The sequence below is a fragment of the Kitasatospora sp. NPDC059408 genome, from assembly GCF_042751525.1.
Lineage (GTDB): Bacteria > Actinomycetota > Actinomycetes > Streptomycetales > Streptomycetaceae > Kitasatospora.
The window spans coordinates 1-11,943 of record NZ_JBHYWI010000146.1; the positions used below are offsets into that span (position 1 = coordinate 1).

8 protein-coding genes and 1 pseudogene are annotated in these 11,943 nt (G+C 74.1%); 2 read left to right on the top strand and 7 right to left on the bottom strand.

What is annotated here, in order from left to right; all coding sequences use genetic code 11:
- Nucleotides 1-71: 71 nt before the first annotated feature.
- The 3 genes from ACFXDE_RS42700 to ACFXDE_RS42710 all read right to left on the bottom strand — a co-directional run bounded on the left by ACFXDE_RS42700 (nucleotide 72) and on the right by ACFXDE_RS42710 (nucleotide 4,970).
- A complete protein-coding gene (locus ACFXDE_RS42700; RefSeq protein WP_380499613.1) occupies nucleotides 72-2,540 on the bottom strand; it encodes a SpoIIE family protein phosphatase in 2,469 nt (822 codons plus the stop codon).
- Between the two features lie 149 nt (nucleotides 2,541-2,689).
- Entirely contained in the window at nucleotides 2,690-3,310 is a 621-nt protein-coding gene (locus ACFXDE_RS42705; RefSeq protein WP_359962005.1) for a TetR/AcrR family transcriptional regulator, read from the bottom strand.
- A 70-nt stretch (nucleotides 3,311-3,380) separates the two neighbouring features.
- Complete coding sequence (locus tag ACFXDE_RS42710) at nucleotides 3,381-4,970, bottom strand: 4-coumarate--CoA ligase family protein (protein ID WP_380499615.1); 1,590 nt, start codon at nucleotides 4,968-4,970, stop codon at nucleotides 3,381-3,383.
- 236 nt (nucleotides 4,971-5,206) lie between these two features.
- Between ACFXDE_RS42710 and ACFXDE_RS42715 the strand changes: the two genes are divergently transcribed.
- Both ACFXDE_RS42715 and ACFXDE_RS42720 read left to right on the top strand, forming a co-directional pair.
- Nucleotides 5,207-5,938: a hypothetical protein gene (locus tag ACFXDE_RS42715; RefSeq protein WP_380499617.1), complete on the top strand. Its 732-nt coding sequence runs from the start codon at nucleotides 5,207-5,209 to the stop codon at nucleotides 5,936-5,938.
- Nucleotides 5,925-6,608 (top strand): class F sortase, encoded by a 684-nt coding sequence (locus ACFXDE_RS42720; RefSeq protein WP_380499619.1) that lies wholly within the window; start codon nucleotides 5,925-5,927, stop codon nucleotides 6,606-6,608. The genes ACFXDE_RS42715 and ACFXDE_RS42720 overlap by 14 nt, the downstream gene beginning before the upstream one ends.
- Nucleotides 6,609-6,615: 7 nt before the next feature.
- On the opposite strand, the gene ACFXDE_RS42725 is transcribed toward ACFXDE_RS42720, so the two are convergent.
- The 4 genes and pseudogenes from ACFXDE_RS42725 to ACFXDE_RS42740 all read right to left on the bottom strand — a co-directional run.
- Nucleotides 6,616-7,803 carry an acyl-CoA dehydrogenase family protein gene (locus ACFXDE_RS42725; protein WP_380499621.1) on the bottom strand — a complete coding sequence of 396 codons (1,188 nt, stop codon included), beginning with the start codon at nucleotides 7,801-7,803 and terminating at the stop codon, nucleotides 6,616-6,618.
- A gap of 13 nt (nucleotides 7,804-7,816) precedes the next feature.
- Nucleotides 7,817-9,805 (bottom strand): acetyl/propionyl/methylcrotonyl-CoA carboxylase subunit alpha, encoded by a 1,989-nt coding sequence (locus tag ACFXDE_RS42730; protein ID WP_380499622.1) that lies wholly within the window; start codon nucleotides 9,803-9,805, stop codon nucleotides 7,817-7,819.
- A 33-nt stretch (nucleotides 9,806-9,838) separates the two neighbouring features.
- Nucleotides 9,839-11,437, bottom strand: coding sequence for an acyl-CoA carboxylase subunit beta (locus tag ACFXDE_RS42735; RefSeq protein ID WP_380499624.1), 1,599 nt, complete (start codon nucleotides 11,435-11,437; stop codon nucleotides 9,839-9,841).
- A pseudogene (locus ACFXDE_RS42740) lies at nucleotides 11,434-11,943 on the bottom strand (hypothetical protein); the annotation flags it as partial. The pseudogene ACFXDE_RS42740 and the gene ACFXDE_RS42735, both read right to left, overlap by 4 nt.

The following is an 11,943-nucleotide window of genomic DNA, read 5'->3' on the forward strand; positions in this document are numbered from 1 at the left end:
CACCAAACCTTGTGTCCCCGGGGGGGGGGGGGCGCCCCCCCCCGGTGGCCGGGGGGGGGGGCCCGCCGCCGTCAGTGGCTCGCCCTGAAGGGCAGTTCCAGCTCGGCCCAGACCACCTTGCCGTCCCTGGTCAGCCGGCTGCCCCAGCGCTGGGCGAGCTCGCTGACCAGGAACATGCCGCGCCCGCCCTCGTCCTGCTCGGCGAAGGGGCGCAGCTGCGGGGTCTGGCCGCCGGCGTCGGAGACCTCGACGGTGAGCACGCGGTCGCGGAACAGCCGCAGCCTCCGCGGGGCGTCGGCGTGCAGGAGGGCGTTCGTGACGAGCTCGCTGACCAGCAGTTCGGCGTAGTCGGCGAGCGGGGTCAGGCCCCAGCGTTCCAGGGTCGCGCGGGTGAAGCGGCGGGCCTTGCCGGGCAGGCGGCCGCCGCCGGTGAGCGGGAGGGTGGCGATCCGGTCGGCCGGCAGCGGCAGCACCCGGGCCATGATCATCGCGATGTCGTCGTCGGTGCCGTCGGTGACGAGGGCGCCGAGCACGGCGTCGCAGGTCTGCTCCAGGGTGCGGCCGGGCTCAGCGAGGGTGCGGGCGAGCAGGTCGATGCCCTTGTCGATGTCCTGGCCGCGGCGCTCGACCAGGCCGTCGGTGTAGAGGGCGACCATGCCGCCCTCCGGGAGGGTGAACTCGATCGACTCGAAGGCCACGCCGCCGACGCCGAGCGGCACGCCGGGCGGGAGGTCGACCCGGCGGGCGAGCCCGTCGGGGCCGACCCACACCGGCGGCAGGTGGCCGGCCGAGGCCACCTGGACGGTGCGCTCCAGCGGGTCGTAGACCGCGCAGATGCAGGTGGCGAACTGGCCCTCGCCGATTCCGTGCGCGGTCTCGTCCAGTCGGGTGAGGACCTGCTCGGGCGGCATGTCGAGGGTGGCGAGGGTGCGGGCGACGGTGCGCAGCTGGCCCATCGTGGCGGCGGCCCGGATGCCGTGGCCCATCACGTCGCCGACCACCAGGGCCACCCGGCCGCAGGACAGCGGCACGACGTCGAACCAGTCGCCGCCGACCTCGCTGACGACGCTGCTGGGCAGGTAGCGGTAGGCGATCTCCAGGCCGAGGGTGCGGTGGATCTCCTGCGGCAGGAGGCTGCGCTGGAGGGTGAGCGCCGTCTCGCGCTCGCGCCGGTAGAGCCGGGCGTTGTCGAGCGCGAGGGCGGTGCGGGCGACGAGCTCCTCGGCGAGGGCGACGTCGGCGTCGGTGAACGGCTCGGGGTTGCGCATCCGGATGAACTCGGAGCCGCCGAGGACCATGCCGCGGGCCGAGATCGGCACCATCAGGTACGAGTGGATGCCCGCCGCGATGCCGGGGGCGACGCGCTCCTCGCTGGCGACCAGGCCGCGCAGGACCTCCTCGTCCACGTGGGCGCGCAGCAGCGGCTTCCCGCTGCGCAGGCACTGGGTGTAGCTGCGGTGGGGGGCGTACTCGGAGGTCTCGCCGACGGCGTCCACGGCGTGCGTGAGGCCGGACTCGTAGGACTCGCCGACGGCGACGGCCCGCAGCTTGATCGCGCGGTCGGCGGGGATCGCGGTGGGCTCGGCACCGCGCAGCACCGGCTCCAGGAGGTCGACGGTGGCGAAGTCGGCGAACCGGGGGACGACGGCCTCGATCAGCTCCTCGGCGGTGCGCTGGAGGTCGAGGGTGGTGCCGATCCGGGCGGTGGCCTCGGCGATGGTGGCGAGACGTTCCTGCGCGCGGGAGGCGCGGGCCTCGGCCTGGAAGCGCTCGGTGACGTCGATGATCGAGGAGGCGACGCCGAAGACCCGGCCGGTGGAGTCCTCCAGGCGGAAGTAGGAGGCGGACCACGCGTGGTCGCGCCTCGGGTCCCCGGGGACGCGGCCGTGCGAGCGGGCGTCCACGACGGGCTTGCCGGTCCTGAGCACCTGTCTCATGGTCTGCTCGATCTCGGCGGTGTTGATGCCGGGCAGGACGGCGGATATCCGGCGGCCGAGGTGGGCGGCGGCCGGGACGCCGTTCATCCGGGCGAGCGCCTCGTTGATCCGCACGTAGCGCAGCTGGGTGTCGTACACGGCCATGCCGATCGGCGAGCGGCCGAAGATGCCGTCGAGGACGGCGAGGTCGGCCTCGATCTCGTGGATGGCGCCGGTGTCGGAGGCGGTGGCGAGCAGGAGGAGGGTGCCGCCCGGGCCGGCGATCGGGTAGGTGCGGAACTCCAGCTCGACCCGGTGGCCGTCGCGGTGGCGCACCGGGAAGACGAAGGAGGTGCCGGTGCCGTCCATGATCCGCTGGAAGATCGCGAGGACCTCGCCGCGGTCGCGCTCGTCGGTGAGCAGCCGGGCGGCGTAGCTGCCGACGGCCTCGTCGGCGGTGAAGCCGAGCAGGGCCTCGGCGTCCTCGCTCCAGTGCAGGATGAGGCCGTCGCCCTGGACCAGGACGGTGGCGAGCGGGACCAGTCGGTGGCCCTCGGGACGTGCGGGGGCGGCACCCGGTGCGGGGCCGGCGGCGTCGGTCGCGTCCCACTCGTGTCCGTGCATGATCAGGCAGCACCCCGGTTCGGCTCGTGCCCGGCCGGGTGGGCCTCGCGGTCGGTGCCGGCCGGGATTCTTCTCCAGACTGCACGGACATCGGCCGCCCGGCGACCCCTTGGAGGGGGGCCGTTCCGGTCGCTCCTGTCGTACGGGCGTCATGGGCGTACCGGGCGCAGCGTACTCTCCAGAAGGCCCGCCCACTGCCGGATCACTCCGGATCGTCGGGCGCTGTCGTCGGTGAGCAGGTTGGCCAGGCCGAGGCCGCGGGCGAGGTCCAGGGTGGCCTGCACCGATTCGCGCACGCCGGGGCGGGTCTCGTCGGCGTCCAGGAACTCGACGGCGGCCCGGTGGGCCTCGCGGCCGACGTGGCCCTCCAGGGCGATGATCCGCTCGCGCAGCGGTTCCTCGGTGGCGGCGGCCGTCCACAGGTGCAGGGCGGCGCGGAACAGCGGGCCGGTGTAGAGGCGCACGATCATGTCGACGACGGCCCCGGTGCGGTCGGGGCCGGCGGCCGGCAGCTCGTCCGCGTGGGCGCGGACGGCCGCCAGCCGCTCGGCGGTGACGTGCTCGACCGCCGCGGTGAACAGGTCCTCGCGGGTCGGGAAGTGGTGCTGGGCGGCGCCCCGGGAGACCCCGGCGCGTTCGGCGACCACGGCGACGGTGGAGCCGTGCCAGCCGCGTTCGGCCAGACAGTCCACGGCCGCCGCGAGCAGCCGGGCGCGGGTGGCACGGCTGCGGTCCTGCCGGGGGGTGCGGACGGCGGGGTGGCTGGTCATCGGTGCTGGCGGTTCCTGTTCCGGTGGGGGCTCGGCGGGTCGATCCTCACAGATGCGCCCTGCGTGCGGGTCAGCGGGCCGCCGCCTCTCGGGCTCGCAGTTCGCGGCGGAGGATCTTTCCGGCGGGGGACTTGGGGACGGCCTCGACGAACTCGACCGCGCGCACCTTCTTGTAGGGGGCGACCTGGCCGGCGACGAACGTGGTGACGTCCTCGGCGCTGAGCCTGCTGCCGGGCACCCGGACGACGAAGGCCTTGGGACACTCGGTGCCCTCGGCGTCCGTCACGCCGATGACGGCGGCGTCGGCGATCTGCGGGTGGCCCAGCAGGACGGCCTCCAGTTCGGCGGGGGCGACCTGGTAGCCCTTGTACTTGATCAGCTCCTTGACCCGGTCGACGATGTGCAGGTAGCCGCGGTCGTCGACGAAGCCGACGTCGCCGGTGTGCAGCCAGCCCTCCTCGTCGATCACGGCGGCGGTCTCGGAGGGGCGGCCGAAGTAGCCCTTCATCACCTGTGGGCCGCGGATCAGGAGCTCGCCGGGCTCGCCGGGCCCGAGGTCCGTCCGGGCGCCGTCCAGGGCGGTGACGCGCAGCTCCGTGGAGGGGACCATCCGGCCGACGGCGCCGGGCGAGGGGTCGGTGTCGTGCGGGGAGACGACGTGGGTGACCGGGGACAGCTCGGTCATGCCGTAGCCCTGGAGCAGGTGCGGCAGGCCGAGGCGGCGGGCGCAGGCGGCGGCGAGCTCGGTGTCGAGCGGGGCGGCGGCGCACAGCAGGTACTCGACGGAGGACAGGTCGAAGCGCTCCACCAGCGGGTGCTTGGCGAGGGCGAGCGCGATCGGCGGGGCCACGATGAGCGCCTGCACCCGGTGCTCCTCGATGGCGCGGCAGAACTGCTCCAGGTCGAAGCGCGGCAGCACGACCACCGCGGCGCCGCAGCGCAGCGGCTGGTTGAGCAGCGCGGCGAGGCCGTAGATGTGGAAGAACGGCAGGACGGCGAGCACCCGTTCGCCCGGCTCGGGGCGGTACAGGGCGTCCACCTGGCCGAGGTTGGTGGCGATCGAGCGGTGGGTGAGCATGACGCCCTTGGGCAGGCCGGTGGTGCCGCTGGAGTACGGCAGCACGGCGACGTCCTCGCCGGGATCGATCGGGACCTCGGGCACCGGGGCGGCGCTGGCGAGCAGGTCGGCGAGCGAGCGGTGGCCGTCGGCGCCGTCCAGCACGACGATCTCGCGCAGCGGGCGGCCCTCGGCGGCGAGCAGCTCGGCGGCCTTCGCGGCGGTGGGCAGGAAGTGGGAGACGGTGACCAGCCAGCGGGCGCCGCTGTCGCGCAGCTGGCCGGCGAGCTCGCCCGGGGTGGCGAGGGAGGAGACGGTGGTGACGGTGGCGCCGGCCCGGGTGGCGCCGTAGAACGCCATCGGGTACGCGATCGTGTTGGGGCTGAAGAGCGCCAGCACGTCGCCCTTGCGCACGCCCGCGTCGGCCAGGCCGGCGGCGACCCTGCGCACGGACCCGGCGAGCTCGGCGTGGCTGACGGTCCGTCCGGTGAGGCCGTCGATCAGGGCCGGCCGGTCGCCGTACCGCTCGGCGTCGCCGAGCACCGCGTCGTGGATCGGCAGGTCGATCGTCGGTACGTCGGGGAAGTCGCTGAGGAACACCAAGGTAAGCCTCCACTAAGGAAGTTGAGGTGGATTCTGGACCGGCGACGGGTCTCGGGGGCGGGTCGGCCGGGGGCGCGTTCAGGAGCATACGGACAGCGGAGGGACGCTGGGCCATTGTGGGGAACGACGGCCGGAGCGCGCGTGGCACAGTTGCCGCCGGGGGGCGCCCGGTCGGACGGTGTGCACCACGGCCGCCCGCCCCCGGGAGCGGCCCCGGAACCTGGAGCACCCCAACCGTGAGAGCCACCTCCCCTACCCTGCCGCGCGGCCGCCGCCTGCTCGCCGCCGCCACCACGGCCGTCGTCCTCGCCCTCGGCGGCGCACCGCTCGCGTTCGCCGCACCGGGCGACAACGGCGACGTCAAGATCCACAGCGACACCACGCCGGTGGACGACACCCGTGACGAGCCCAAGGTCTGCAAGTTCTACCTCGACGCCTTCAACTTCGACACGATCCAACTGGTCAGCTGGACGATCTCGCAGCAGCCGCCGACCGGCACCGCACAGGTGCTCGCCGGGTCGATCGTGCTCACCAACGGCACCGGCGCGACCCAGAACTTCACCCTCCCGGACGGGCACTACAAGCTCGAATGGACGTTCGTGGGCGAGAACGGGAACGCCAAGCAGAAGGTCTTCGACGTCTCGTGCGCCTCCTCGTCGCCGTCGTCGTCGCCCTCGTCGTCGCCGTCCTCGTCGCCGTCGCCGTCGCACTCACCGTCGTCGTCGCCCTCCTCCTCGCCGTCACCGTCGCCGTCGCCGAGCGCGTCCCCCAGCGCCTCGCCCAGCCACTCGCACTCACCCAGCGCCTCCCCCGGCGGCGGGCCCCACGGCGGGGTGCCCACCGGTGGCGGCGGCACCTCCGGGGCCAACGCCGCCGAGGTGATCGGCGGGGTCGCACTGCTCGTCGGCGCCGGCGGCCTCACCATCCGCGCGATGCGCCGCCGTCCCGGGACCAATGCCGACTCCTGACCTCCCCTTCCGCGTACCGCGCGGCGGCCCCGGCCCGGTCACGGCCGGGGTCGTCGCGCTGGCTCTCGCGGCGGGCGGCATCTGGCTCGTCCACGTCGGCACCGACGGCCGGGACGGGCCGCCGCTGCCGGCGCCCTCCGCGACCGCCGCGGGCATCCCGGCGCCCAGCCCCGGCCGCTCGCCGGTGGCCGCACCGCCCGCCCACCCGCCGCTGCCCGCCTCGCCGCCGACCAGGATCCGGATCCCCGCGATCAAGGTCGACGCCCCGGTCATCGGCCTCGGGCTCAGCGCCTCCCGGCAGCTGAACCCCCCTCCGATGGACCAGCGCAACCTGGCCGGCTGGTACCGCGACGGCGCCGCGCCGGGAGCGGCCGGCAACGCCATCACCATCGGGCACGCCGACAACCGCACCGGGCCGGCCGTCTTCTACCGGCTCGGGCTGCTGCGCCCCGGCGACACCGTCGAGGTGGCCCGCAAGGACCGGCGCACGGCGGTGTTCACGATCGACTCCGTCCGGGTGTTCCCGAAGAAGGACTTCCCGGACGCCCTCGTCTACGGCGCCACCGAGCGGGCCGAGCTGCGGGTGATCACCTGCGGCGGCAAGTTCGACCGGAAGACCGGCTACGAGTCCAACACCGTCGTGTTCGCCCACCTGACCGGAGTCAAGTGATCCGCCGTCAGTACGACTTCGGCAGCCCGAGGGTGTGCTGGGCGACGTAGTTGAGCACCATCTCGCGGCTGACCGGGGCCACCCGGCCGACCCGGGTGGCGGCCAGCAGCGCGCCCAGCCCGTACTCCTGGGTGAGGCCGTTGCCGCCGAGCGTCTGCACCGCCTGGTCGACCGTGCGGGCGGCGGCCTCGCCGGCCGCGTACTTGGCCATGTTGGCCGCCTCGCCGGCCGCGAGGTCCTCGCCCGCGTCGTAGAGCAGCCCGGCCTTCTGCGTCATCAGCCGGGCCAGCTCGATCTCCACCGCGCACTGCGCCAGCGGGTGGGCGAGGCCCTGGTGGGCGCCGATCGGGGTCGACCAGACCGTCCGCGTCTTCGCGTACTCGACGGCCTTGCCGAGGGCCTGGCGGGCGAGGCCGAGCGAGAACGCGGCGGTCAGGATGCGCTCGGGGTTGAGGCCCGCGAAGAGCTGGAGCAGGCCCGCGTTCTCGTCGCCGACGAGCGCGTCGGCGGGCAGCCGGACGTCGTCCAGGAACACCTGGAACTGCTTCTCGGGGGCGACGAGCTCCATCGGGATCGCCCGGAACTCGAAGCCCGGCGTCTCGCGCGGGACGACGAACAGGCAGGGCTTGAGCTTGCCGGTGCGGCCCCCTCCGGTGTCGGCAGTCTCGGTGCGGGCGACGAACAGCACGTCGTCCGAGTGGTCGATGCCCGAGACGAACACCTTGCGGCCGGTGAGCAGCCAGTCCTCGCCGTCGCGGCGGGCCACGGTGGAGATCCGGTGCGAGTTGGAGCCGGCGTCCGGCTCGGTGATGCCGAAGGCCATCCGGCGGGTGCCGTCGGCCAGTCCCGGCAGCCAGCGGCGCTTCTGCTCGTCCGTGCCGTACCGGGCTATGACCGTGCCGCAGATCGCCGGGGAGACGATCAGCAGGAGCAACGGGCAGCCGGCGGTGCCCAGTTCCTCCAGGACGATGGCGAGGTCGGTGATGCCGCCGCCCCCGCCGCCGTACTCGGCGGGCAGGTTGACGCCGAGGTAGCCGGCCTTGCCGGCGTCGGCCCACAGTTCGTCGGCGGGTTCGCCGGCCCGGGCCTTGGCCAGGTAGTACGCGGAGCCGTAGCGGCGGCCGAGGTCGCCGACGGCGCGACGCAGGGCCTGACGTTCGGGCGTTTCGAGGAGCTGACTGCCGATGGCGGACATGCGGGGTCCTTCCTCAGGCCTCTTGGGCGACAACGGTGGGTTTGACGACGGAGGGTTTGACGACGAAGGGCTTGACGATGAAGGGCTTGACGACGGCGAGCAGGGTGCCGAGTTCGACCTGCCGGCCCGGGGTGGCGCGGAGTTCCACGAGGGTGCCGTCGGCGGGGGCGACGACGCGGTGCTCCATCTTCATCGCCTCCAGGAACAGCAGGGGCTGCCCGGCGGTGACGGTGTCGCCGACGGCGGCGGCGACCCGGATGACGGTGCCGGGCATCGGGGCGAGCAGGGCCCCCGGTTCGGTCTGGGCGGCGGGGTCGGGGAAGCGGGGGACGACGGTGAGGGCGGTCGTGCCGTCCGGGGTCTCGACGAAGACGTCCGGGCCGTAGCGGACGACGCGGTAGGTGCGGCGGATCGTGCCGTGGCGGAGGGTGACGCTCTCCGGCGTGTGCTCTTGCTCGTGCTCGACGAGCTCGGTGTCCGGGTGGTCGTCGGCCCGCAGGCCGTCCCGGGTGAGGCGGTAGCGCACCTCCAACTCGCCACCGTCGGGGGCCCGGTAGCGCTTGACCTGCGACTGGGACGGGAGGTTGCGCCAGCCGGACGGCAGCGGCGTGCGGCGCTCCGCCGCGTCGGCGAGGGCGGCGGCCAGGGCCGCCCGCGCGGCGCCCTTGTCGTCCGGGGCGGTGAGGTCGGCCGCGTGCTCGGCGAGGAAGCCGGTGTGCAGGCGGCCCTCCAGGAAGGCCGGGTGGCGCAGTGCTCGGGCGAGCAACTCCCGGTTGGTGGTGGGTCCGTGGAGCCGGGCGCGGGCGACGGCGTCGGCGAGGCGGCGGGCGGCGGCCGCGCGGGTCGGGGCCCAGGCGATCACCTTGGCGAGCATCGCGTCGTAGTGCGGCGTGATGGTGCTGCCGTTCTCGACGCCGGAGTCGAGGCGGAGCGTGCCGCCGAACTCCTCGTGCGGGACGGTGAGTTCGAAGTGGTGCAGGGTGCCGGTGGCGGGCCGGTGGTCGTGCGCCGGGTCCTCGGCGTAGAGGCGGGCCTCGATCGCGCAGCCATTCGTGGGCGGGGGTGCGGCGGGGAGCTTCTCCCCCTCGGCGACGGCGAGTTGGAGCGCGACCAGGTCGAGTCCGGTGACGGCCTCGGTGACCGGGTGCTCGACCTGGAGGCGGGTGTTCATCTCCAGGAAGTGGAAGCGGCCGTCCTCCGCGAGGAGGAACTCGGCCGTGCCCGCTCCGACGTAACCGATCGCGCGGGCGGCGGAGACGGCGGCCGCGTGCAGCGCGGTGCGCACGGCGTCGGGGATCCCGGGTGCCGGGGCCTCCTCGATCACCTTCTGGTGGCGGCGCTGCAGCGAGCAGTCGCGGTCGCCGACCGCCCAGACCGTGCCGTGGGCGTCGGCCATCAGCTGGACCTCGACGTGCCGGCCGGTGGGCAGGTAGCGCTCGCAGAACACCTCGTCGGAGCCGAAGGCCTTGGCGGCCTCGGCCTTCGCCGCCTCGATCTCGCCCGGCAGCTCCGCCAGCGAGCGGACGACGCGCATGCCCCGGCCGCCGCCGCCCGCGGCCGCCTTGACCAGGAGCGGCAGGTCCGCCTCGGCGGGTTCGGCGAGGGCGTCGAGGACGGGCACGCCCGCCTGCGCCATCAGCCGCTTGGCGGCCGTCTTGGAGCCCATCGCGGCGATCGCGGCCGGCGGCGGGCCGACCCAGGTGAGGCCCGCGTCGAGCACCGCCTGCGCGAACCCGGCGTCCTCGGACAGGAATCCGTACCCCGGGTGGACGGCATCGGCGCCCGCGTCCAGAGCCGCCCGGACGATCAGGTCGCCGCGCAGGTAGGTGTCGGCGGGTGCGGCGCCGGGCAGCCGGACGGCGGCGTCGGCCTCGCGGACGTGCGGGGCGCCGGCGTCCGGGTCGGAGTGCACGGCGGTGGTCGCGATGCCGAGGGCGCGGCAGGTGCGGAACACCCGGCGGGCGATCTCGCCGCGGTTGGCGACCAGCAGGTTGGTGATCATTCCAGGTCCCCTTCTACCTTCTCCATCCGGCTTCTACATCCGGAAGACGCCGTAGCCGCGCGCGCCCTCGACGGGCGCGTTGTGGATCGCGGACAGGCAGAGGCCGAGCACCGTCCGGGTGTCGCGCGGGTCGATCACGCCGTCGTCGTAGAGCCGGCCGGACAGGAACGCCGGGAGCGACTCCGCCTCGATCTGCTGCTCGACCATCGCGCGGATCGCGGCGTCCGCGTCGTCGTCGTACGGCTGCCCCTTCGCGGCGGCCGACTGGCGGGCGACGATCGACAGCACCCCGGCCAGCTGCTGCGGGCCCATCACCGCGGACTTGGCGCTCGGCCAGGCGAACAGGAACCGCGGCTCGTACGCCCGCCCGCACATGCCGTAGTGGCCGGCACCGTAGGAGGCGCCCATCAGCACCGAGAGGTGCGGCACCGTGGAATTCGAGACGGCGTTGATCATCATCGAGCCGTGCTTGATGATCCCGCCCTGCTCGTAGTCCTTGCCCACCATGTAGCCGGTGGTGTTGTGCAGGAACAGCAGCGGGGTGTTCCGCTGGTTCGCCAACTGGATGAACTGGGCGGCCTTCTGGGACTCCGCGCTGAACAGCACGCCCTGCGCGTTCGCGAGGATCCCGACCGGGTAGCCGTGCAGGCGGGCCCAGCCGGTGGCCAGGCTCGGGCCGTACATCGGCTTGAACTCGTCGAAGTCGGAGCCGTCGACGATCCGGGCGATCACCTCGCGCGGGTCGAACGGCACCTTGAGGTCGCCCGGGACGATGCCGAGCAGTTCCTCCTCGGCGTACTTCGGCGGCTCGGCGGACGCGTCCGGCCCCGGGCCCGGCTTGCGGTGGTCCAGCCGCGCGACGATCCGGCGGGCGAGGCGCAGCGCGTCCGCCTCGTCGACGGCGAAGTGGTCGGCCAGGCCGGAGGTCCGGGCGTGCATCTCGGCGCCGCCGAGCGACTCGTCGTCGGCCTCCTCCCCGGTGGCCATCTTCACGAGCGGCGGGCCGCCGAGGAACACCTTGGCGCGCTCCTTGACCAGCACGGTGTGGTCGGACATGCCCGGCACGTAGGCGCCGCCGGCCGTCGAGTTGCCGAACACCACGGCCACGGTGGGGATCCCGGCGGCGGACAGCCGGGTGAGGTCGCGGAAGAGGGCGCCGCCGGGGATGAAGATCTCCTTCTGGCTGGGCAGGTCGGCGCCGCCGGACTCGACCAGGTTGACCAGCGGGAGGCGGTTGTCGAGCGCGATCTCGTTGGCGCGCAGGGCCTTGCGCAGCGTCCACGGGTTGCTGGCGCCGCCGCGGACCGTCGGGTCGTTGGCGGTGATCACGCACTCGACGCCCTCGACGACGCCGATGCCGGTGACCAGCGCGGCGCCCACCGGGTAGTCGCTGCCCCAGGCCGCCAGCGGGGAGAGCTCCAGGAACGGCGAGTCCTCGTCGATCAGCAGCTCGATCCGCTCGCGCGGCAGCAACTTGCCGCGGGCGCGGTGGCGTTCGACGTACTTGGGGCCGCCGCCGGCCAGCGCCTTGGCGTGCTCGGCGTCGAGGGCGGCGAGCTTGTCGAGCATCGCGGCGCGGTGCTCGGCGTGGTCGGGCGCGGCCGGGTCGACGCGGGTGGGCAGGACGGTCACGACGCCTCCGTGCGGTCGAGGAGCGTTTCGGGGACATCGACATACCGGGCACGCAGCCACTCCCCCAGCGCCTTGGCCTGCGGGTCGAAGCGGTGCTGGGCGGCGACGCCCTCGCCGAGCAGGCCGGTGATGACGAAGTTGAGCGCGCGGAGGTTGGGCAGCACGTGCCGGGTGACGGGCAAGTCCTGGGCCTCGGGGAGGAGTTCGCGCAGCCGGTCGACCGTGAGGATGTGCGCGAGCCAGCGCCAGCCCTCGTCGTCGCGGGCCCAGACGCCGAGGTTGGCGTCGCCGCCCTTGTCACCGCTGCGGGCTCCGGCCACCAGGCCGAGCGGGGCCCGGCGGGTGGAGCCGGCGGGGAGCGGCTCCGGGAGCTCCAACGGCTCGTCAGTGTACGGCGCTTGAGGGCCGACCTGCCGAGTAGCCGAGGGGAATTTCACCCCTCGGCCCTCACAGAACCGTGCGTAACAGTCTCCCGTTACACGGCTCATGCCGCTCTGATCATCAGA

What these genes read in the sequence shown, in the direction of transcription:
- ACFXDE_RS42700 (WP_380499613.1), bottom strand. Translation starts at nt 2,540, where the DNA reads ATGCACGGACACGAGTGGGACGCGACCGACGCCGCCGGCCCCGCACCG.
- ACFXDE_RS42705 (WP_359962005.1), bottom strand. Translation starts at nt 3,310, where the DNA reads ATGACCAGCCACCCCGCCGTCCGCACCCCCCGGCAGGACCGCAGCCGT.
- ACFXDE_RS42720 (WP_380499619.1), top strand. Translation starts at nt 5,925, where the DNA reads ATGCCGACTCCTGACCTCCCCTTCCGCGTACCGCGCGGCGGCCCCGGC.
- ACFXDE_RS42725 (WP_380499621.1), bottom strand. Translation starts at nt 7,803, where the DNA reads ATGTCCGCCATCGGCAGTCAGCTCCTCGAAACGCCCGAACGTCAGGCC.
- ACFXDE_RS42730 (WP_380499622.1), bottom strand. Translation starts at nt 9,805, where the DNA reads ATGATCACCAACCTGCTGGTCGCCAACCGCGGCGAGATCGCCCGCCGG.